Source organism: Duganella sp. GW821-FHT07F09, from assembly GCF_059418705.1.
On sequence record NZ_JBWKQJ010000008.1, the window covers coordinates 224,268 to 245,219 of the forward strand.

18 protein-coding genes are annotated in these 20,952 nt (G+C 65.4%); 9 read left to right on the forward strand and 9 right to left on the reverse strand.

The genetic code is table 11. The features are described from left to right. Nucleotides 1-72 precede the first annotated feature (72 nt). Nucleotides 73-3,402 (reverse strand): penicillin-binding transpeptidase domain-containing protein, encoded by a 3,330-nt coding sequence (locus AC07P1_RS21745; protein WP_494697791.1) that lies wholly within the window; start codon nucleotides 3,400-3,402, stop codon nucleotides 73-75. A 212-nt stretch (nucleotides 3,403-3,614) separates the two neighbouring features. Here AC07P1_RS21745 and AC07P1_RS21750 point away from each other — a divergent pair, with 212 nt between their 5' ends. From AC07P1_RS21750 to AC07P1_RS21760, 3 genes are all read left to right on the forward strand, one after another. After that, on the forward strand, nucleotides 3,615-3,842 hold the full coding sequence (locus AC07P1_RS21750; protein WP_494697792.1) for a hypothetical protein: 228 nt from the start codon (nucleotides 3,615-3,617) through the stop codon (nucleotides 3,840-3,842). 237 nt (nucleotides 3,843-4,079) lie between these two features. Next, complete coding sequence (locus AC07P1_RS21755; RefSeq protein ID WP_494697793.1) at nucleotides 4,080-4,856, forward strand: YXWGXW repeat-containing protein; 777 nt, start codon at nucleotides 4,080-4,082, stop codon at nucleotides 4,854-4,856. A gap of 11 nt (nucleotides 4,857-4,867) precedes the next feature. Then, nucleotides 4,868-5,548, forward strand: a complete 681-nt coding sequence (locus tag AC07P1_RS21760) for a ribonuclease HI family protein (RefSeq protein WP_494697794.1) — start codon at nucleotides 4,868-4,870, stop codon at nucleotides 5,546-5,548. Nucleotides 5,549-5,578: 30 nt separating this feature from the next. Here AC07P1_RS21760 and AC07P1_RS21765 read toward each other — a convergent pair whose 3' ends face one another. Further along, nucleotides 5,579-7,207 carry a methyl-accepting chemotaxis protein gene (locus AC07P1_RS21765; protein ID WP_494697795.1) on the reverse strand — a complete coding sequence of 543 codons (1,629 nt, stop codon included), beginning with the start codon at nucleotides 7,205-7,207 and terminating at the stop codon, nucleotides 5,579-5,581. Nucleotides 7,208-7,282: 75 nt separating this feature from the next. Beyond that, on the reverse strand, nucleotides 7,283-7,777 hold the full coding sequence (locus AC07P1_RS21770) for a chemotaxis protein CheW (RefSeq protein WP_494697796.1): 495 nt from the start codon (nucleotides 7,775-7,777) through the stop codon (nucleotides 7,283-7,285). Nucleotides 7,778-8,018: 241 nt separating this feature from the next. On the opposite strand from AC07P1_RS21770, the gene AC07P1_RS21775 reads away from it, so the two are divergent. The 3 genes from AC07P1_RS21775 (at nucleotide 8,019) to AC07P1_RS21785 (ending at nucleotide 10,853) form a co-directional block, all read left to right on the forward strand. Beyond that, a complete protein-coding gene (locus AC07P1_RS21775; protein ID WP_363505993.1) occupies nucleotides 8,019-8,678 on the forward strand; it encodes an HD domain-containing protein in 660 nt (219 codons plus the stop codon). An 85-nt stretch (nucleotides 8,679-8,763) separates the two neighbouring features. Beyond that, on the forward strand, nucleotides 8,764-10,044 hold the full coding sequence (locus AC07P1_RS21780; protein ID WP_494697797.1) for a TCR/Tet family MFS transporter: 1,281 nt from the start codon (nucleotides 8,764-8,766) through the stop codon (nucleotides 10,042-10,044). Beyond that, entirely contained in the window at nucleotides 10,041-10,853 is an 813-nt protein-coding gene (locus AC07P1_RS21785; RefSeq protein ID WP_494697798.1) for a substrate-binding periplasmic protein, read from the forward strand. Before AC07P1_RS21780 ends, AC07P1_RS21785 begins: the two co-directional genes overlap by 4 nt. 27 nt (nucleotides 10,854-10,880) lie before the next feature. Here AC07P1_RS21785 and AC07P1_RS21790 read toward each other — a convergent pair whose 3' ends face one another. Continuing rightward, the gene (locus AC07P1_RS21790; protein ID WP_494697799.1) at nucleotides 10,881-12,815 is read right to left on the reverse strand and encodes a CocE/NonD family hydrolase; all 1,935 of its coding nucleotides are present in this window, start codon (nucleotides 12,813-12,815) and stop codon (nucleotides 10,881-10,883) included. Nucleotides 12,816-12,893: 78 nt separating this feature from the next. Next, nucleotides 12,894-13,166: a hypothetical protein gene (locus AC07P1_RS21795; RefSeq protein WP_494697800.1), complete on the reverse strand. Its 273-nt coding sequence runs from the start codon at nucleotides 13,164-13,166 to the stop codon at nucleotides 12,894-12,896. 253 nt (nucleotides 13,167-13,419) lie between these two features. Between AC07P1_RS21795 and trpS the strand changes: the two genes are divergently transcribed. From trpS to AC07P1_RS21810, 3 genes are read left to right on the forward strand one after another with little or no spacing between them, the layout of a single operon-like run. Next, a complete protein-coding gene (gene trpS, locus AC07P1_RS21800; protein ID WP_494697801.1) occupies nucleotides 13,420-14,478 on the forward strand; it encodes a tryptophan--tRNA ligase in 1,059 nt (352 codons plus the stop codon). Between the two features lie 5 nt (nucleotides 14,479-14,483). After that, nucleotides 14,484-14,798, forward strand: a complete 315-nt coding sequence (locus tag AC07P1_RS21805) for a DUF1294 domain-containing protein (RefSeq protein WP_494697802.1) — start codon at nucleotides 14,484-14,486, stop codon at nucleotides 14,796-14,798. A 12-nt stretch (nucleotides 14,799-14,810) separates the two neighbouring features. Further along, a complete protein-coding gene (locus tag AC07P1_RS21810) occupies nucleotides 14,811-15,770 on the forward strand; it encodes a DMT family transporter (protein ID WP_494697803.1) in 960 nt (319 codons plus the stop codon). Nucleotides 15,771-15,963: 193 nt separating this feature from the next. Here the strand turns inward: AC07P1_RS21810 and AC07P1_RS21815 are convergent, their stop codons facing one another. The 4 genes from AC07P1_RS21815 to AC07P1_RS21830 all read right to left on the reverse strand — a co-directional run bounded on the left by AC07P1_RS21815 (nucleotide 15,964) and on the right by AC07P1_RS21830 (nucleotide 20,807). Continuing rightward, nucleotides 15,964-16,578 carry an LON peptidase substrate-binding domain-containing protein gene (locus AC07P1_RS21815; RefSeq protein WP_494697804.1) on the reverse strand — a complete coding sequence of 205 codons (615 nt, stop codon included), beginning with the start codon at nucleotides 16,576-16,578 and terminating at the stop codon, nucleotides 15,964-15,966. 405 nt (nucleotides 16,579-16,983) lie between these two features. Continuing rightward, a complete protein-coding gene (locus AC07P1_RS21820) occupies nucleotides 16,984-17,274 on the reverse strand; it encodes an H-NS histone family protein (RefSeq protein ID WP_315212655.1) in 291 nt (96 codons plus the stop codon). A gap of 362 nt (nucleotides 17,275-17,636) precedes the next feature. Continuing rightward, the gene (locus AC07P1_RS21825) at nucleotides 17,637-18,551 is read right to left on the reverse strand and encodes a LysR family transcriptional regulator (protein ID WP_494697805.1); all 915 of its coding nucleotides are present in this window, start codon (nucleotides 18,549-18,551) and stop codon (nucleotides 17,637-17,639) included. A gap of 57 nt (nucleotides 18,552-18,608) precedes the next feature. Then, nucleotides 18,609-20,807 (reverse strand): TonB-dependent receptor plug domain-containing protein, encoded by a 2,199-nt coding sequence (locus AC07P1_RS21830; protein WP_494697806.1) that lies wholly within the window; start codon nucleotides 20,805-20,807, stop codon nucleotides 18,609-18,611. Between the last annotated feature and the right edge of the window lie 145 nt (nucleotides 20,808-20,952).

Sequence of the window (20,952 nt, forward strand, 5' to 3'; positions counted from 1 at the left end):
AAAATGGGCGCTATGGCTCACGCTTATAAATAATGCCACAGACGGACCGCTTTCATTATCCCGTTTACAAGCCTATTTCCCCTTCTGTTCCCGCTGCTGCCCCGCCAGCGTGGACAGCACCGCCGCGACCACCGGCGCCGCGTGCGCACCGCCGGTGACGTCGGAATGGCTGACGAAAGCCGCCATCGCCAGCCGGTGGGTTTGCCCGGGCAGGCTGCCCGGTTCCAGCCAGCCGGTGAACCAGACGGTGGCCGTGTCGTCGCCGGTGGGCGCGGTGCCGGTTTTTCCGTACAAGCCGGGACGCACGCCGGCCAGCGCGGCGCCGCCGAAGGCACCGGCGCCGGTGCCGACATCGACCACGCCCTTCATGCCGGCCCGGATGCGGTCCAGGCGGACGCCGACCGGCTTCATGGCCTGGGCCACGCTGTCAGCGCCATCGAGCGACAGCAGCATGCGCGGCGCCACCACCTTGCCCTGCCCGACCGCCGCCGACGCCAGCGCCATTTGCAGCGGCGTGACCTGCATGCGCAGGCCGATCGCCATCTGCCGCAGCTCGTGGCGGGTGTGGATGGTGTCGATGTGGGCCGGCGTGGCCTGCAGCGCGTCCCAGCTGCGCCAGTTGAAGTCCGCCGGCAGCAGCCCGCCGTCGAGGCGCATGGATTGCTCGAAGCCGAGACGGTGCGCCGCCGCCACGATCGGCCGCACGCCATCGAGGGCGTCCGCGTCCAGCGCCTGCAGGTCCGGCGCGCCGCCGTCGGGCCGGCCGAACAGGCTATGGTCGCTCAATTCGCCGGACCAGGCGAACCAGGTATTGAGGCTGTAGGTAAGCGCCTGCGCCAGTCCCAGGCGCCCCTCCTGCGCACGCCGGTCCAGGCTTTGCTCGCGATAGTTGGTGATGTGCGCCAGCTTGGGATTAAGCGGATAGGTCGCGGCGTCGGTCTGGAAGTCGAAGCCGCGCTGCGATGCAAGGCGGTTGATGGCCGGCAGCGGCATGCCGCCCAACAGCGCATCGATCTGCGGATCGGTTTTGGCGGCCATTTCGAGGCCCAGCGCGCTGACAACCTTGAAGGTGGACCCCGGACTTTGATGGGCGCCGCCGTCGTGCTGCAACGCCGGCAGGCGCAGGGGGCTGCGTGCGGGGCTGGTGCGGTCGAAGTCGCGCACCTCGGCCCAGTTACCGCTGTTAAGCTCCCCCGCGCCGGCGCCGGCGGCGGCCAGCACGTCACCGGTTTCGGTATCGAGGATCACAAGCCCCGCATGACGGGCCTCCGGCGCGGCCTGGCCGCCGACGCAACCCTTGCCATCCCAGCGCCCCTGCCGCATGCCGACGCAGTCGAGGATGCGCTGGCCCAGCGCCTGCAACGGCAGGTCGAGCGTGAGCCTGGCGTCGACCTGCGCGCCCGCCGACGGCAGCCGCGCAAGCATGCCGGCGACGCTATTGGCGTGCTCGGGGCCGACGCCCAGCAACGGCGCCAGGCCGGCATCGATGGCCGCCTGCGTCGGGGCGCCGTCGGTCCACAGCGGCGTGCCGTTGCGGTCTTCCAGCCGCACCGGCGCCGGCGCGGGAGCGGCAGCGCGGGCGGGGTTGGCGCCGGCATCCGTCAGCGCGAGCGCCTGCCAACTCACGCGGCCGCCGGCAACGCGCAGGTGGCGATACTTCTGGTCTTCCGGCGCGCTGAAGTCGAGCGGCCGCAGCTTGAGCGACACCTCGCGGGTGCCGGCTTGCAGCGACAGCGTCAGTTCCTGCACATCGGCCTTGCCGGCGCACGCGCGGCCGGTGCAGGCGGCCGACATTTGGACACTGGCGCCCGAGACGCCACCGCTTTCGACGCGGCCCGCCACCATCATCCGCAGCACTTCGCCGCCGGTGGCGGAACGCGGCAGCGCCAGCGTCAAACGCAGCACCGGACGCGCCCCGGGCGTCTCGCCCGCCCGCGGCCAGCGGGCCACACGCGTCCAAGGCTGCCAGCCCTGCGGCAACGACGCGAACAAGCGCGAGGCGGCGACCGGCATCTGGCCGGTGGTGGCCACCATCACCGGCGCGCCGCCGGCGTTCGGCGGCCCGGCCACGCTGGCGTTCCAGTCCAGCACCATGCCGGCGGGCGCCTTGACCCGCCACGCCAGCAGCCGGCGCTCGCTGTTGTAGATGTCGATCTGCTCACGCACGTAGGCGCCATCGGCCTGATGGTACAGGCGCTTGAACAATTTGGTGGTGGCCGTATCGGCTTTGACTTGCTTCCAGTCCGCCAGCTCCGCCGCGCGCGTAGGGGCGTCGGCGGCCAGCCATTGCGGCAGATCGCGCGGAGCCAGTTCGATGGCGCCGGCGGCGTTCAGGCGCACCAGCCCATGCTCTTGCAATGCGAGAAACAGCGCCTGGTCTTCCAACGCGCCGGGGGGCGACGCGGGAACCTGATACCGCCCCGCCGCCAGATACGCGCCGACCGCCTTGCCACGCGCCGGGAACGCGGTGACCAGCGCGGAAGCCGGCGCGGTGGAAGCATCGTCCGCCGGCCGGTATATCCGCACCAGCAGCTCGCCCGCCCGCGGGCACATGACGTTGGCCCGCCGTTCGATGCGCAGGGCCGATGCCGCGCCCCATAACAGCCATCCTTGCTGGCGCAACGCGACCCGGCCGCTGGCGCCCTGCTCGACCTGGCCCAGACTAGCGTCGCCCAGCCAGCGCACGTCGGCCCGGCGGCTGTTCCATTTCAGTTGCAGCGGTTCGCTGAGGGGATCGGTGAAGTCGGCGCGCGCCGTGCCTTCGATTTGCACTTCCGGCATCGCGTCCGCTCCCGCTCCGCTGTCGGAAACCAGCAGTACATTGCGCAGCGAAATCTGCACATCGGCCGCCTGATTGCGGGCGACCCAGCGCTTGACGTCGTCGAAGCGGTAGCCGATCCGCAGCGGCAGCAGGCGCCCATCGTTCCCCGCCGGGCTGCGCAACTGGCTGCACAAGTCCACCCGCACCGTCGGCGAGGCTTGCATGCCCGCAGCCACCAGCAAGACACCGCCGGGATAGAGACTGGTGCTGATGCCAGGTTGCGACGGCACAGTGAACGCTACGCCGGGCATGGCGGATTGATAGGCGTTGGCGGCGCGTATGTTGTTGGCCGCCTCCGGCGTGCTGGCGGTGGTGGCCGCCAGATGGCGCGCGTGGCCGGCGATCACCGCGCCACCACCGGCGGCGGCGCAGACGGCGGCGACCATGATCCAGACGGCGCGGCGCGACCCGGCCCCGGGACGAATGGGAGCGGTATCAGCATCGAGACGGATCAGTTTCAGCGCCGGGCGGCCCGGTTTGGCCGAATCGCCGCGTTCACCGGCGCGCAGGTTGGCCCGCCGGCGGCGCGCGCGGCGGCGCTCGGCCCAAGCTTGCAGAAAAGTGCTGATGAATGGCGGCATATGCCCCTCGCGCTGGTGGACGGTGTCTCCCAGCCTTAGCGGAGGGCCGGAGAAAGCTGGCGGCCTCAACGGGTTTATCGCGCCTATTCGCAGTTCGCGCCGCGAAAAACGCGGCTCGTCGCAATCCCGTGGCGCCTTGACGGGGCCTGGCCTAAAGTGAGCACATCGAAACACACTTTTAACCACCGAATCAACCACCGAAAGGAAGCAAAATGAACGTCCTGAAAAACTTCGAAGCCGCATTCATCGTCACCCTTGGCCTGGTCTTCGCCGCCGACTTCGCGCTGCAAGTTCCAGCACAAGACCAAGTCGCGGCACAGGAAATGCAAGTGGTCGTCGTCAGCGCCAAACGCCTGACCCAAGAGCAGAAAAAACAGATGCTCATCGACGAGAACAAAACCACGCTGGCCACCGACGTCTCCACGTCGACCAAGATTTGAACGCGCGCCACCCCTTCGCCTGTACGCACCTTCCCACCCACGCGTAACAGGCGAAGCCGGCCACCTCCACACCCTCCGCAACGCCCTCCCCGCGCACGCCCCATCCGTACGCCAGCGTACAAATCACCCGCGCATGTTTGTGTCATATGTAAAAAGTTGCATCATTCGGCGCAACCGCGATACGCGCTTGATATAGTTCGTCCATGCGCCGCAATCGACGCAGTCAAGGAGAACATCATGATCAAACGCTCGCACACCATCTTCGCCGCCGCCATGCTCGCGCTGAGCGCCGCCGCCTTCGCTCCCGCCACCGCGTCCGCGCAGGTCGGCCTGAGCATCGTCATCGGGGACGCCCCGCCGCCACCGCGCTTCGAGAGCGTGCCGGTCGCACGGCGCGGTTATGTGTGGGCGCCCGGTTACTGGAACTGGGACGGTCACCGCCACGTGTGGGCCGCCGGCCGCTGGGAAGCCGAGCGCCGTGGCGCCCAATACCGCCGCGCCGAATGGATACGCGACAACGGCGGCTGGCGCCTCGATCAAGGCGGCTGGGTCACCGTGGACCCGCGTCCGATGCAGGTCGACTATGTGACCGTCGCCCCGCCACCGCCGCGCTATGAAGTCGTGCCGCCGCCGCGCGCCGGGTATATCTGGGCGCCCGGTTACTGGGACTGGCGCGGCAACCGCCATATTTGGGTAGGTGGCAATTGGGTCGGCGCCCGCCCCGGCTACGTCTACACCCAGCCGCGCTGGATCGAACACGGCGGCCGCTGGGAGCGTCAGGACGGCCGCTGGGAACGCGGTCCGAACGGCGACCGCGATCATGACGGCATCCCCAACCGCTACGACCGCCACGACGGCCGTGACTATCGGGGCGACCATCGCAACGATTACCGCAACAGCGGCCGTGGCGACCGCGATCGCGACGGCGTGCCGAACCGGTATGACCGCGACCGCGATGGCGACGGGGTACCGAACCGCTACGATCACCGTCCCGACAATCCGCGCCGCGACTGACCGAAGTGCCGATGAACGAGACCGGGTTTGAAGAGCTGGCCACGGCCGCCTACAAGGGCGAGCGCGTGGCCGCTCGTCGTTTGGCGGCGCGGATGCGGTTGACGGAGGCCGACGCGCTGCGTCAGGTGTTGACCGGGGTCGCGGGTTTGGCCGGGCTGCCCCGTTTGCTGGATGACCGCGCGCAGGCGCGTTTGCGCGACGAATCGCTGCGCGCCGCCAGAACGCATGAGAAGGCGCGGCGGGAGGCGCTGCGCAAGGCGCGCATGCAGCCGGCGGCCGATGCCTGGCGAGGGTGGTTCGACGGCTCGGCGCATCCCAATCCGGGACAGATCGGTATCGGCGCGCTGCTTTGCGGGCCTGCGGGGGAGCGGTTGGAGATCAGCCGGCGCGCGGGTCATGGCAATAGTGGCGAAGCCGAGTATCTGGCGTTGACCGCGCTGCTGGAGGCGGCGGTGCGATTGGGCGCGAAGGATTTGGTGGTGTATGGCGACAGCCGGGTGGTGGTCGACGACGTCAATCTGAGCGCGCAGGCCGTTGCGGCCGGACGTGGTGCGAAGGGGTTGGAGGCGCTTCGCGTGCGCGTGATGGATTTGCTGGAGCCGTTGGGGATGGTGAGTTTGCGGTGGGTGCCGCGTCATCGCAATGGTGACGCGGACCGGTTGTCGCAGATGGCCGTTGACGCGGCTCTGTGATGCGCCGGCGACGGCGCATGCGTTGGCGGATTACGCTGCGCTAATCCGCCCTACGTGGTTTAGACGACGCGCGGGGACCGTGGCCTTGTTTTGCTGGTACGGCTTTGTCGAGTCGTTGACCTTGAATACGCTGACTGTGCGCGCCAGCATCGCCGCTTGCTGCTGCATCGATTCGGCGGCGGCGGCGGCCTGCTCGACCAGCGCGGCATTCTGCTGCGTGACCGCGTCCATCGAGCCGATGGCTTGATTGACCTCGTTGATGCCGGCGCTTTGCTCGGAGCTGGCGGCGGTGATCTCGGAGATGATGTCGCTGACGCGGTGCACGCTGCTGACGATTTCCTCCATCGTCACGCCGGCGTTGGCCACCAGGCGGCTGCCCTGGTTGACCTTGTCGACCGAGTCGCCGATCAGCGCCTTGATTTCCTTGGCGGCCGACGCGGAGCGCTGCGCCAGGTTGCGAACTTCCGACGCCACCACGGCGAAGCCGCGTCCCTGCTCGCCCGCGCGCGCCGCTTCCACCGCCGCGTTCAGCGCCAGGATATTGGTCTGGAAGGCGATGCCGTCGATGACGGAGATGATGTCGACGATGCGCTTGGACGACTCGTTGATCGAATCCATAGTGCCGACCACCTCGGCCACCACGGCGCCGCCCTTGACGGCCACCTGCGCGGCCGACGCGGCCAACTGGTTGGCCTGGCGGGCGTTGTCGGCGTTGTGCTTGACGGTCGACGTCAGCTCTTCCATCGACGACGCGGTTTCCTCCAGCGCGCCGGCCTGCTGCTCGGTGCGGCGCGACAGATCCTGGTTGCCGGCGGCGATTTCGCTCGACGAGGTGGTGATATGGTCGGTGCCGCTGCGTACCTCGGTGACGATGCCCAGCAGGCTGGCGTTCATTTCCTTCAGCGCGGCCAGCAACTGGCCGGTTTCGTCCTTGGCGCTGGCGTCGATATGGCCGGTCAGGTCGCCGCTGGCGACGCGGCGCGCCACCACCACCGCTTCACGCAGCGGACGGGTGATACCGGTGGTCAGCAGCCACGCGCACACCACGCCGAACGTCAGCACCAGCGCGGCCAGCACGTACAGCAGATTGCGGCTGCTGGCGGCGACGGCGTCGATATGGGCGGCGGTGGCGTCGATCTTCGCGCGCTGCATTTTCAGCAGGTCGCCTACCAGCGCCTGATAGGCGACGGTGCACGGACGGAACACGGTCTCGAAGACCTTGTTGGACTCCTCGAGCTCGCCGGCGGCCTTCAACTTGGTCAGCTTGTCGCGCGAGGACAAATAGATCTTGCGCTGCTCGCCGATGCGCGCGAACAGCTCCTTCTCGTCGGCGTCGGTGATCAGCGCCTCGATCTTCTTCTGGTACTCGCCCGATTTGGCCGACGAGGCCTTGGCTTCGTCCGCGAAGTACGGGCCGAGCGTGGTGTCGGTGCTGCGCGCGATCGCGGTGGTGCGGCGGATAGCGCTATCAATGTTGCTGGACCAATCGCCGATCAGGCGCTCCTTGGCCAGCGGCACCTGCATCATGTCGGCGGTGGCCGAGGCCACGCCCTGCAGGCGCCAGACGCTGATGCCGGTGATCAGCATCGCGAACGCCAGGATGACGGTGAAGCCGAACGCCAGGCGTTTGCCGATGCTGATGTTTTCCAACATATTCATTCTTGTACCTCTCGATCAAAAACAATAGTGCAAATTAAGTCAGCATCGGGGCATGCCGGCATGAAGGGCTGTCGCTTACGCGGCCAGCGCGGTGTTTTCGATCAGGCCCATGTCCGCGCTCGACATCAGCTTGTCGATATCGACCAGGATCAGCATGCGCTCGTCGAGCGTGCCCAGGCCGACGATATGGTCGGTGTTGAGCGCCGAGCCGATTTCCGGCGCCGGCTTGATTTGCTCGGGCAGCAGCGTGGTCACGTCGGAGACGCGGTCCACCACCATGCCCACTACGCGGTGGCCGATGTTAAGGATGATGACGACGGTGAACTGGTCGTAGGTCGGCGCGCCGAGATTGAACTTGATGCGCATGTCGACGATCGGCACGATGATGCCGCGCAGGTTGACGACGCCCTTGACGAATTCCGGCGCATTGGCGATGCGCGTTGGCGTTTCGTAGCTGCGGATTTCGCTGACTTTTTGTATATCGATGCCGTACTCTTCTTGACCAAGAGTAAAGGCCAGGTACTCGCTGGCGGGGATGTTGGCGCGCAATTCGCTGACGTTGCTGGACATTTGAGTTCCTTCATTGCTAAATTTATTGCCCCAATGTTACCTCAAGTCAAGATTTATAGCAGCAAGAAAATGCGGCAAAGCAACAGATAAAGCGGTTGCATTCCAAAAATTAGATTTCTTGCAAGTGTTGTGACAACTTGGTAAGCAAACAATTTTTGTCCTGGACCCAGTTCGGCAGCACAACCATGGCGGCAGGCTGTATGATTAAAAAATCAATCGTCTGATACGTCATGGGAGAACGATGAATAGCTTGCTGAACAGCTGGCACCCCCGCCTGGTCGCTTTGGCCAGCGCCGCCCAGGGGTCTGATGGAGCGCACGATACCAACCACCTGCACCGCGTCTGGCGCAACGCCAACCTGCTGCTGGACGACTATCCCGAGGCCGATCCGCTGATCGTGCTGGCCGGCTGCTACCTTCACGATCTGGTCAACCTTCCCAAGAACGATCCGGAGCGCCACCTGGCCTCGCGCAAGGCGGCGCTGCTGGCGAGCCGCCAGTTGGCGGAACTCGACTTCCCGCCCAATAAGCTGGCCGCCGTCGCCCACACCATCGAGAGCCACAGTTTTTCGGCCGGCATCCGCCCCGAAACCATCGAGGCCAAGATCGTGCAGGACGCCGACCGCCTCGACGCCCTCGGCGCCGTCGGCCTGGCGCGGCTGTTCTACACGGCCGGCCGCATGGGCACCGCGCTGGCGCACGCCGACGATCCGATGGCGCTGCACCGCGAGCTCGATGAAAAGGCCTATGCGCTCGACCACATCGACACCAAGCTGGCCACCCTCCCCGGCAAGATGCAGACCGCAGCCGGCCGCCGCCTGGCGCAAACGCGCCTGAACGAATTGACGGCCTTCCGCGACAACTTCATCGCCGAATGGGCCGCCAGTCCGGCGGCGCCCTGACCTCGCGTCATGCCCACGCATCGTGACCCGGCCTCACGACCTTACTTCATGACCTTGCGCTCCGACTTCGCGTCGCCCCACGCTTATGACATCCCCTGACTCCGCCGCGCCCGACGCCGCGCCTGCCACCGCGCCTGCCACCGGAACTCCGCCGGCGCCGGGCAATCTGAACTTCGTCCTGATATGCGTGTTCATCGACATGCTGGGGATAGGGCTGATCGTGCCGGTGCTGCCGCTGCTGGTCGGCGAATTCACCGGCTCGCGCGACGACCAGTCCTACTGGTTCGGCATCCTCAGCGCCACCTTTGGACTGATGCAGTTCATCTTCATGCCGATGCTGGGCGCCTTCAGCGACCGGGTCGGCCGCCGCCCGGTGCTGCTGTATTCGATGGCCGGCATGTGCATCAACTTCCTGACCACGGCGTGGGCGCCCAACCTGGCCTGCCTGTTCATAGGCCGGGTCATCGGCGGCATGTCGTCGGCCAGCATGTCGGTGGCGTCGGCCTACGCCTCGGACATCTCGACGCCGGACAACCGCGCCAAGAGCTTCGGCAAGGTCGGCGCCGCGTTCGGCCTGGGTTTCATCTGCGGGCCGATGCTGGGCGGCCTGCTGGGCAGCGTCGACCTGCACCTACCGTTCTACGTCGCCGCCGCACTGTCGGCGGCCAATTTCGCCTACGGCTACTTCGCCGTGCCCGAATCGCTGCCGCCGTCGCGCCGCGCGCCGTTCAGCATCGCCAGGATCAATCCTTTCGCCGCGCTGGTCAAGCTGGCGCGCCGCCAGGACATCCGCGGCCTGATCGTCACCTTCGCGCTGGTCACCTGCGCGCAGATGATGCTGCAAACGACCTGGGTGTTGTACACCACCTTCCGCTTCGACTGGACCCCGGGCCAGAACGGCGCGGCGCTGTTCTGCGTCGGCGTCACGGCCGCCGTGGTGCAGGCCGGCCTGCTGGGCGTGTTGATCAAACGCCTGGGCGAAATCCGCCTGTCGTTGCTGGGGCTGACCTCGGGCTGCCTGACCTACCTGCTGTACGGCCTCGCCACCCACGGCTGGATGATGTATGTGCTCATCCTGTGTAACGTGCTGGCGTTCGCAGTCGGCCCGGCGCTGCAGGCCATCATCTCCAAACAGACCCCGCATGACGAACAGGGCGAGTTGATGGGTTCCCTGCAATCGATCAGCAGCATCGGCATCATCTTCATGCCGCTGATCGGCGCCGCCATCCTCGGCAAAGTCAGCCACCTGCAGCCCGGCGACTGGCGCATCGGCACCACCTTCTTCGCCTGCGCGGCGATGCAGGCGGCGGCCATCGTCGTGGCGCGGCGCTATTTCATCAGCCATCACATGGAGACCCGATCATGACCAGGCGCCTGCTCACGGCCGCGTTGGCGGCATTGTTCCCGGCGCTGTTGCCGCCGCACGCGGCCGCCGGCTGCTCGCGCGATATCGCCGTTCCCGTCTCGGCCAGCGGCTCGGGCGTGGTCGTCGAGGGACAGGAAATCAAAGGCATCTTCCCCGATCTGCTGCGCGACATGTCGCGCAAGACCGGCTGCAAATTCGTCTTTACCGTGGTGCCGCGCGCGCGCCTGGTGGCGCTGTACCGGGTCGGCCAGGCGGACATCCTGCTGCCGGCGACGCGCACGCCGGAACGCGACAAGCTTGGCACCTTCGTGCCGATGGTGAATAACCGTCCCATGCTCATTTCCATCGCCGGCGACCGCGCGCCCATCGCCAGCGCCCGCGAGCTGCTGGCGCGGCGCGAGTTGCGGGTGGCGGTGGTGCGCGGCTTCGACTACGGCGGGGAGTACACCTCGCTGGTTAATGAACTGGGCAAGCAGGGCCGCTTGTTCAGCGAGGTCGATGTGACGGCCGTGGCGCGCCTGCTGCACGCGGGCGCGGTCGACCTGACCATCCTGGGGCCGACGCTGATCGCCGGCGCCATTCGCGGCGAACCGCGCGTGCAAGGCATGGCGGACCGGTTGCGGGTGGAGGCCATCCCGGAGCTGCCATGGAAATACAGTGGCGCCTACGTCTCGCACGCGTTGAACAAGGACGACCAGCGCACGCTGCACGAGGCGCTGGAAAAGATGGCCAAGTCGAGCCAGGTGATGGATACCTACCTGCGCTACTTCAGCGCGGACCTATTGAACGGCAACGTGCGTCCGCGCTAGCGCCGTGGCGGGAGCCACGGCCCGCGCTTACTTCGCCTCCACCACCGGCAATTCGATCGCGCTGGCCTTCGCGCCGGCGTGGAACACCTTCAGGGTCGCCTTCTTGTAGTCACCCGCCTTGGCGTGGAAGATGTTGGGTACATAGGTTTGCGGATTGCGGTCGTACAGCGGGAACCAGCTCGATTGGATCTGCACCATCACCCGGTGGCCCGGCAGGAACACGTGGTTCGCGTTCGGTAGCGCGAAGCGGTACTTCTCGACGGCGTTGGCGGTGATCGGCGACGGGTTTTCCAGGCTGTTGCGATAGCGGCCACGGAAGATGTCCATCGCGATGCCCAGCTGGTAGCCGCCCAGCTCCGGCTGCGACGGCACCTCGTCCGGGTAGACGTCGATCAGCTTGACCACCCAGTCGGCGTCGGTGCCGGTGGTCGAGGCGAACAGGTTGACCATGGCCGCGCCGGCGATCCGCAGCGGCGCCTTGAGCGGTTCGGTGACATAGCTGAGGACATCGGTGCGGTCGGAAACGCCGCGCTGGTCGCTGACCAGCCATGGACGCCACACGTTCGCATCACCCATACGCACCGGACGCGCGACAAACGGCACCGGCTTGGCCGGGTCGGAGACATATTCGTCATAAGCGCCGGCCTTGTCGACGGCGGCCCCCTGCGGCGCCTCGAAGCCCAGCTTGAAATCCGGCTTCAGATAGATCGGCTTGAGCGGCGCCGCGCAGCCTTCGGCGCAGGCCAGCGGCCATTTCGGCAGGCGCTGCCAGCGATTGACGCCGGTCTGGTAGAACAGCACAGGCGGCGTGTCGGCCGCCGGCGCGCCGTCCTTCAGGTATTGATCCAGGAACGGCAGCATGACGTCGCGGCGGAATTCCAGCGCGGTGTCGCCGGTGAATTTGAGCGCGCCCAGGGTCGAGCCCTCGTAATTGACGCCGCTGTGGCGCCACGGCCCGACCACCAGGAAGTTCTTGTTGTTGGCCTTGTCCTGCGGTTCGACCGCCGCGTAGGTGGCGTAGGCGCCGTAGATGTCCTCCTGGTCCCAGTAGCCGACCACCGTCATCGTCGGCACCTTGAGCGTGCGCTGGGCGAGTATCTTGTCCAGCGCCTGGTGCTGCCAGTAGCTGTCGTAGGCCGGGTGCTCGAACAGCTTGCGCGTGAAGTTCAGCTTGTCGAGGCCGAACTGCTTCGCGTAGTCGGCCGCCGAACCGGCGCGCAGCACGCCTTCGTAGTCGTCATAGACGCCGGTGGCCAGGGCCTTGCCGCTGCCCTTGGCGCTGGTCTGGTTGGCGATGTAGCTCAGGTTGGGCATGCGGAAGGCGCCGTTGTGGAACCAGTCGTCGCCGCGCCAGCCGTCGACCATGGGGCTCATCGGCACCGCCACCTTCAGCGCGGGGTGCGGATCGGTCAGCGCCATCAGGACGGTGAAGCCTTCGTACGAGGAACCGATCATACCGACCTTGCCGTTGGTCTCTGGGATGTTCTTGACCAGCCATTCGATGGTGTCCCAGGCGTCGGTCGCGTGGTCGGTGCGGGTGTCGTTAAGCGGGCCCTTGAGGGGGCGCGTCATGACGTAGTCGCCCTCGGAGCCGTACTTGCCGCGCACGTCCTGGAACACGCGGATGTAGCCTGCGTTCACCATCACCTCGTCGCCCTGGCCGACCGTGGCCGCGATGCTGGGGCTGATGTTGCGCTGGGCGCGGCCGCTGGCGTTGTACGGGGTGCGGGTCAGGACGATGGGGGCGTGCTGCGCGCCTTTCGGGATGACGATGACGGTGTGGAGTTTGACGCCGTCGCGCATCGGCACCATGACGTCGCGCTTGACGTAGTCGGCGTCGGGGATGTCGGCTTCGAACTTGGCGGGGATATCGGGGGCCATCGGCGCCGTTTGCGCCACGGCGGCGGGAACGATCAGGGTGGACAACAACGCGGACAATACGGCAACGACGGGACGACGCATGGAGACTCCAAAAAGGGATTGCCTTGTAAGATGGGCAATACTACCTTATGGATTGAGGATTCCGCAATGAAACAGCCTTCAGTGCAGGAATTTGAACATCAATGCCGTTGCGCCAGTTTGTACTATGAGGATGGTGAACATCCATTGTATGAGCTCTGACTTAAGCTGAGCCAGCTCGGTGCGAAATTCCGCGCGCAACTCGGTGAGCTTCATGTCCAGATAGCTCTTGGTGACGAGATGGCTGTCCATCAACTGAACCAGCGCCAACGTCAACGTAGTCGCTTGTTTATCGGAAAAGCCGCCCTCGATCAACGTGCCAATAAACTCAGTCGAATTGAAGTTGTTCGCCATGTTCTTCTCCTTTTTAGTTTAGACCGGCGCCGCCCCTGTTTGGTTCCCCGCCGGACCTTGACAGACCGCCGCCGAACTGCAACCATACGCGCATGATTTTTTCCACCACACCTCACGCCAGCCTGAATTGGCGCCGCTCCTAGCGCGCGGCCACTGTCTACCCATAGTGATGTGATATTTTTATCAACGCCGCCCTCTTCTGGTGGCGTTTTTTATTCGTCGCGCCGGATGGGGCAACGTAAAGGAACCCCTGATGAGTCTGCCTGACCAGTCCCAAGTTATCGCCTCGGCCCCTGCCGCCACCGCCGCCAAGGGTCCGACCGTGATCCTGACCGGCGACCGTCCGACCGGCCCCCTGCACCTGGGCCACTTCGTCGGCAGCCTGCGCAACCGCGTCGCCTACCAGCACGACTACAAGCAGTTCATCATGCTGGCCGACGCCCAGGCGCTGACCGACAACATGGACGACACCAACAAGGTGCACCGCAACGTGGTGGAAGTGGCGCTCGACTACCTGGCCGTCGGCATCGACCCGGCCAAGTCGACGATCCTGATCCAGTCGCAGATCCCGGAACTGGCCGAACTGACTTTCTATTACCTGAACATGGTCACCGTGGCGCGCCTGGAGCGCAACCCGACCGTCAAGACCGAGATCGCGCTGCGCGGCTTCGAGCGCGACATCCCGGCCGGCTTCCTCACCTATCCGGCCTCGCAGGCGGCCGACATCTCGGCGTTCAAGGCCTCGATCGTGCCGGTCGGCGAAGACCAGATCCCGATGATCGAGCAAACCAACGAGATCGTGCGCCGCTTCAACCGCATCGCCAACAAGGACATCCTGGTCGAGTGCAAGGCGCTGGTGCCGGAAATCGGCCGCCTGCCGGGCACCGACGGCAAGGCCAAGATGAGCAAATCGCTGGGCAACACGATCAACCTGGGCGCCACCGCGGCCGAGATCACCGCCGCCGTCAAAAAGGTCTACACCGATCCGCTGCACCTGCGCGTCGAAGATCCGGGCCACTTGGAGGGTAACGTCGCCTTCATCTACCTGGACGCCTTCGATCCCGAAAAGGACCAGCTGGCGGAAATGAAGGCGCACTACGTGCGTGGCGGCCTGGGTGACTCCATCGTCAAGAAGCGCCTGGAAGTGGTGCTGCAGGAGATGCTGGCGCCGATTCGCGCGCGCCGCGAGGAACTGGCCAAGGACCACGGCTACATCATGCAGATGCTGAAGGAAGGGACGATGCGCGCGCGCGAAGTGGCCGCGCAGACCACCGATGAAGTCAAGGCCGCCCTCGGCCTGCGCTACTTCTGATCCCGGTGACGGCCGACGGCGCGGCGCTCGCGCCACCGATGCTGCCATTGCTGCTGCTTTGGCTGGCGTCCGTGTACGGCGTCGCCAGCGTGGTGTGTTTCATCGTCTACGCGGCCGACAAATCGGCCGCCGTCGAACATCGGCGGCGCATATCGGAACGCACCTTGCTGCTACTGGGACTGGCCTGCGGCTGGCCGGGCGGCCTGCTGGCGCAGCGCTGGCTGCGCCATAAAACCGCCAAGACCTCGTTCCAGATCGCCTTCTGGTGCAGCGTCGCCGTCAACGTGGCCACCGTCTGGTGGCTGTGCACTCTCTATTGAGGAAATCAACCGATGTGGCAAGGCGTCTTATGCGGTTTGCTGGCCGGGGCGATGTGGGGCATGGTGTTCATCGTGCCGGCCTTCCTGACGTCCTTCACGGCGCTGGAGATGGCCTGCGGGCGCTATATCGCCTACGGGGCCATCGCCGCCGGCCTGATGCTGCCCCGCCTGCCCGCGCTGCTGCGCCGCCTCGATCACGGCGACGTCGTCGCGATGATCAAGCACGCGCTGGCAGGTAACATCGTCTACTACATGCTGCTCGCGCTGGGCGTGCAGCTGGCCGGCGTGTCGGCGACGTCGCTGATCATCGGCGTGTTGCCGATATCGGTCACGCTGATGGGGCAAAAGGATCACGGCTCGGTGCCGCTCAAGCAGCTGGTGCTGCCCCTGCTGCTGGTGGCGGCGGGCATCGCCTGCATCAACGTCGACGTGTTCACCCACGACCCGGGCAACGGCGCGCCGCTGGCGGACAAGCTGCTCGGCGTGTTGTGCGCGGTCGGCGCGCTGCTGTGCTGGACCTGGTATTCGGTCGACAACGCGCGCTACCTGAAGCGCAATCCGCATTTCAGCAGCGGCGAGTGGTCGGCGTTGTATGGCGTGTCGAGCGGTTTGATCGCGCTGGTGATCGCGCTGCCGATGCTGGCCGTGTTCCATGCCGACGTCACCGGCGCCGGCGCGGTGGCCAGCGGGCGGGACTGGACGCTGTTCTGGATCGTCAACGGCCTGCTCGCGCTGGGGGCGTCGGTGATCGGCAACCATCTGTGGAATGTCGCCAGCCGCAAGGTGCCGCTGACGTTATCCGGGCAATTGATCCTGTTCGAGACGCTGTTCGCGCTGCTGTACGGGTTTATCTACAAGCAGCAGCTGCCGCGCGGGCTGGAGGTCGCGGCGATGGTGCTGCTGGCCGTTGGGGTCATGTGGTCGGTGCGCATCCACGCGTTGGACGACGCCAGCGGGACGCATGCCGGTTAGGCGGTGAAGCCGGTGGCGGCTCGTGGCGGATTACGGCGTGCCGCCTAATCCGCCCTACGTGTTTCCGTGGTGACGCGGCGTCCCGTGGTGTACGCGCCTGCCCACCCTGCCGCATGCCACGTGTTGCTCCACGTAGGGCGGATTAGCGCAGCGTAATCCGCCAAGCCCGGCTCCGCCAGGGACCATCCCGAATTCAATCCAGCAAACCATTCTCGCTCAGCACATCCTGGATCAGCTCCAGCCGCAGCACCGGATTCTCCTGCAGCAGCAAGCGCTGCTTCTCTTCCAGGTCGAGCCGCAACAGCTCGCACCAGCGGTTGGCCACCCAGCCGGCTTCATCGAGCCGGTACGGCGGCGCCAACGGCATCTTGGCGGTGGAGATCTGCTTCTTCTGCAGCGAGCGGATCAGCGCACCCAGCGCGTTGGCGACGTCTTGCTGCTCGGTGGGCACCGGCACCACCATGTCCTCGGCGACGGCGTCGACTTCCGCCATCCACAACCCGTGCTTGAGCTGTTCGGCCGACTTGACCTGGAAACGCGTAGTGCCGATGCACGAGATCTGCAACAGTCCCGGCAACGGCGCGGTCCAGTCGACGATGCGCGCCATCGTGCCGGCGTCGGACAACGTCTCCTGCTTGTCCGGAATCCGGATTTCCGTCCCCTCCAGCAGCGAGACCACGCCGAACTCTTCACCACGGGCGATACAACGCTTGATCATATCGAGATAGCGCACTTCAAACACTTGCAAAGGCAAATGTCCATCCGGAAACAGGATTGTATTCAGCGGGAATAAGGGAATTGACGACATGCCATTATCATCTCATGAAACAGCTGGGGTCGGCTGACATGACTTGCGGGACGCGTGTAAGACTGAGGGAAACCGCCGCTCCTTTCATCACAAAAGCAACGCGCGCGGTAGCCGCATACGCGGTGGCCCGCGTTTGCGGCACCGGCGGCAGGTGGCGGCCGCTGTCATGGCCGGTTACGACGGCGGATTATTCGAGCGCCCGCGTACCGGCATTGCTTATGCGGGTCGCGGCTGGCGCCGCCATGTCAATCGGGGAAACAGCAAGCTGGGGAACGAGAATAAGCGCACTCGGACAGAGGCGACTATATGGCGGTTCGACACCGCCCCGGTGGAACGGTGCCACCAAAAGAAAAGCCGGTGCCGGGTTTATCGAAGATAAACCTGAAAACACCGGCCCTCAATGAATTACTTAATCAGATACTGATTCTTGTCTTTGCCTTCGAGCCATTTTGGCGCGCGGCCGCGGCCGGTCCAAGTCTGGCCGGTGGCGTCGTCGCGGTATTTGGTCGGCACCGGCGCGCGGGTTTTGACCGGCTTGACCTTGGTCACAGCGCCCAGATCCGCCACGGTCAGGCCATACTCGCGCATGATGGCGGTGACTTGCTCTTTCGCCTTGGAGATTTCGTTTTTGCGCGCGGTTTCCGCCAGGTTTTCGAGTTCGGCGATCTTCGCTTTGTATTCTTGGTAAGTCGTCATCTTATTTCCTCTTATCGGCTGGTTAGTTTCTAAAAAACCACATGTGAGAATGTGTGAGAATTTTATAAAGCGCAATTTACCATAACTTTGCCTTGATTCTCCAGACATATGCGTGAGAAATACCAATATAGCGATAAAAACGAATATTTTCCACAACGCCGCAATCGAAACGCCACGAATTTCGCGCTCCCCTGCGGATAATCGGATCGAAAGTCCAGTAATAAAGAATAGTGACGGCACGCTCCCGACATTACCATTGCCCGGGTCCGGACCATGCTAATCAGGCGTAAATGCGGGGGAATAAACCGGGAAGGGAATGTCTGCCGAGCGCTTGTCCGCCCGATTAATTGCTCATACGGCGATCAAGCACACAGGGGCCGTGGCTCGATGCCTTCGGCCACCACCTTGCGTATCAAATTGGCGAGCCGGCAGGTGGCCGGACCGGCCACCTCGGGATTGGCGACGATCAGCGACAACGACATTTTGCGGCGTTGCCCCACCCGCAGCGGCAGCGGTTTGAGCTGGCCTTGTTCCAGCTGCGCCTGGATTTTGTGCTCGGCCAGCCAGCCGAAGCCGATACCGTTGCAGATCATTTCCATGCGGGTTTGCGGATTGGTCACGCTCCAGCGCTGATCCGTGTTGAGCCAGCCGTGATCGCGCGGATTCAAGGTGCCCGAATCGCGCACGACGATCTGCAGGTTGCGGGTCAGGTCGTCCATTTCCAGCTCGCGGCCAAGCGCGTGCAGCGGATGGCAGGGATGGGCGACGGCGACAAAATCGATATCCATCAGCGCGTCGCCCAGGAAGCCGACCGGAATGCGGCTGGCGATGGCGATGTCGACGCGCTTTTCCACCAACGCGTCTTCGGAGCCGGACAGGACGGTCTCTTCCAGATTGACGCGCGTGTGCCGGGCCCACGGCTCGAACTCGCGCAGCACCTGCACCAGCAGTTGGACCGGGAACAGGCTGTCGACGGCGATGCTTACCTGCGGCTCCCAGCCCTCGGCCAGGCTGCCGGCCAGTTGTTCGAGCTGGAAGGCGCCGCCGAGCAGCTCGCGCGCCTTGTTCAGCAGCGCCTTGCCGTTGGGCGTGAGGCGGGCGCGGCGGCCGTCGATTTCCAGCAGTTCGACGCCCAGTTGCTCCTGCAGCTTGGCCACCATGTAGCTGACCGACGACTGGCTGCGGTGCAGGGCCTCGGCCGCCTGCGCGTAGCCGCCGCATTCCACGATCGCTTGCAGCACCTGCCATTGTTCCAGCGTGCTCTTGGGGATTTTCATCGGTGTTCCGCGCCTGAAGTTCAGCGAGGAATCATACCACCGCTCCCCGCGCCCGGATCAGAAGCGCCGTTCCACCGTCACCCGGAACTGGGTCTCGCCGTCGGCCACCGACGCGCGGTTGAGCGTGCCGCGCGCGTCCGCATAAATGGTTTCCGTCGTATAGTCCTGCGCCAGCAAATTGGACACGGCAAAGCGCAAGCTGTTTTGTGGGTCCAGCTTCACCAGGGCGTAGACGTCGAGGTCGCGCCGCACCGAGTTGTAGGCGCTCTGCGTCTCGCTCAAACGCGCCATGCCGCCGTTGCGGAAGCTCAGGCTGCTGCCGGTGCTGAGCATGCCGTCCGGGCTCTTGTAGTCCACGCCGAGCGTGGCGCTCAGCGGCACCTGCTGGTCCAGGCGGTTGTCCGGACCGGGCACGCTGTCCACCTCCGACCAGTTGCGGCTGATACTGGCGCGCAGATCGAGGGCCGGCGCGTTGTCCATGACCACGCGCAGCGGGAACTTGACCTCCAGCTCGATGCCGCGCGTTTCGGCGCGGCCGTCGTTGATCATGGTCGAGACCCAGCGGTCGCCCTCCTGCACCAGGCCCTGGCGCATATAATCCTCGATGCGGCGGATCGACGCGCTCGCGCTCAGCATGCCGCCGTCGCCCCAATAGTGCTCGAACGAAGCGTCGATGCCCAGCGCCACCTCCGGCTTCAGACGCGGATTGCCGCGGCGGTCCGGGTCCAGCCGGCTGTTGTTGGCCGACGTGAAGCGGCGCGGCACCAGGTTGGCCGTCGACGGCGCCTTGTAGGTGCGGGTCAGCGCCACGCGCACCTGGTCCTTTTTGTTGGGCAGCTTGATCAGCGTCTGGAACAGCGGACTAAGCACGCTGGAGCGCTGGCTGACGCGCTCGAGATTGGCGCCCTCGATCTCCGTTTGCAGTCCTTCCCAGCGCACGCCCGTGTAGATCGACCATTGCGGCGTGACGTTCCACTCATCCTGCCCATAGAAGGCCAGCCGGGTCGCCCTGGCCGAAAAATCCTCGTCGTTGTTGTCGGGCGGCAGACTGCCCGCGATCGGCAGCTCGCGCTGGATGCGGGTATCGTCGCGATCGATGACGCCGGCGTCCCAGCCCAGCGCCAGCGCGTGTTCGATCGGAGCTTCCTCGGATCCCTCGGCCTGCATGCCGAAAGTCATCGGCGTCGAGTACTTGCCCTGCGTACTGAAACCAGTTTCGCCGCTGTGCGACTCCACGGTGCGGTACAAATTGGGCGAGCCGTCGCGGTTGCCGCCCAACTGCAGCGACTTGCCGGTGTTGCGGTTCTTGGAGACGCCAACCTTCATATCCAGCTTGGCGCCCTCGGCCATCTTGTGCACCCAGTTCAGATCGGTACGGCCGTAGCCGTTGTGGCTGTTGAAGGTGTTGTCGATGCGGTCGTAATTCGGCCCCTCGTCGCCGGCCAGGTTCACCGTGGTGCGGCCGTGGCTGTTGCTTTCGAACTTGTTCAGGTTGAAGAAGGTCTGCGAGGTCAGCGTATCGCCGCCGGCCAAGGTCCAGTTGATGCGCGGCGACAGGTTGAAGCCGTCCGAGCGGCCCTGGTCCTGCCAGGTGGCGGTACGGTCCACGTTCGGCACGCCCATGGCGTCGAAGCCGCTCTCGGTCGACGGCGTCATGCGGTTGTACATATAGCGCCAGGCGTTGGCGCCCAACGAGTAGGACATGTTGTCGCGCTTGTCCGACATCTGGATGCTGGCGCTCGGCGAGCTGAACTTGCTGCCCTTGGCGCCGCTGACCTTCAGCACGTGCTGATCCACCTTGACGTTTTTTTTCAACACGATGTTGATGGTGCCGGCGATGGACTGGGTGCTGAACTCGGCGCTTGCGGCGCGCAGCACCTCGATGCGCTCGATCACGTCGGGCGCCAGGTTGTCGATGGAAAAACCGGCCGGCGCGCGCTCGCCGTTGATCAGGATCTGGGTGTAGCCGGCGCCGAGGCCGCGCATACGGATCTCGCCGCCCGGGCGTCCCGCCGCGCCGCCGACGGTGATGCCGGGCAGCCGCTTGAGCACGTCGTTGACCGAGGTGTCGCCGTATTTCTGGATCTCCTCGCTGCCGACGACGATCTTGCTAGCGGTATCATCGCGGCGCGCGTCGTAGCTGGCGGCGCTGCCCTTGATGCGCACCGTCTGCATCGGCACGACGGCGGCCCGGACGGGCGTCGATTTGCCGTCGGCCGCAGCGGCCGCGTCGCCGGTGTCGGTCGCGGCAGCCACGATGTCGGCTCGGGCGCCGGCGGCGAAACATAGGCAAAGGACGGCCGCAGCGGTCTGCGTCAAACGGAGTTGGCGGGCAGGCATCATAAAATGGCATCGGGAGACGAAGGGAGATCGCTCATTATGCCCTGATTTAAGCAAAAGT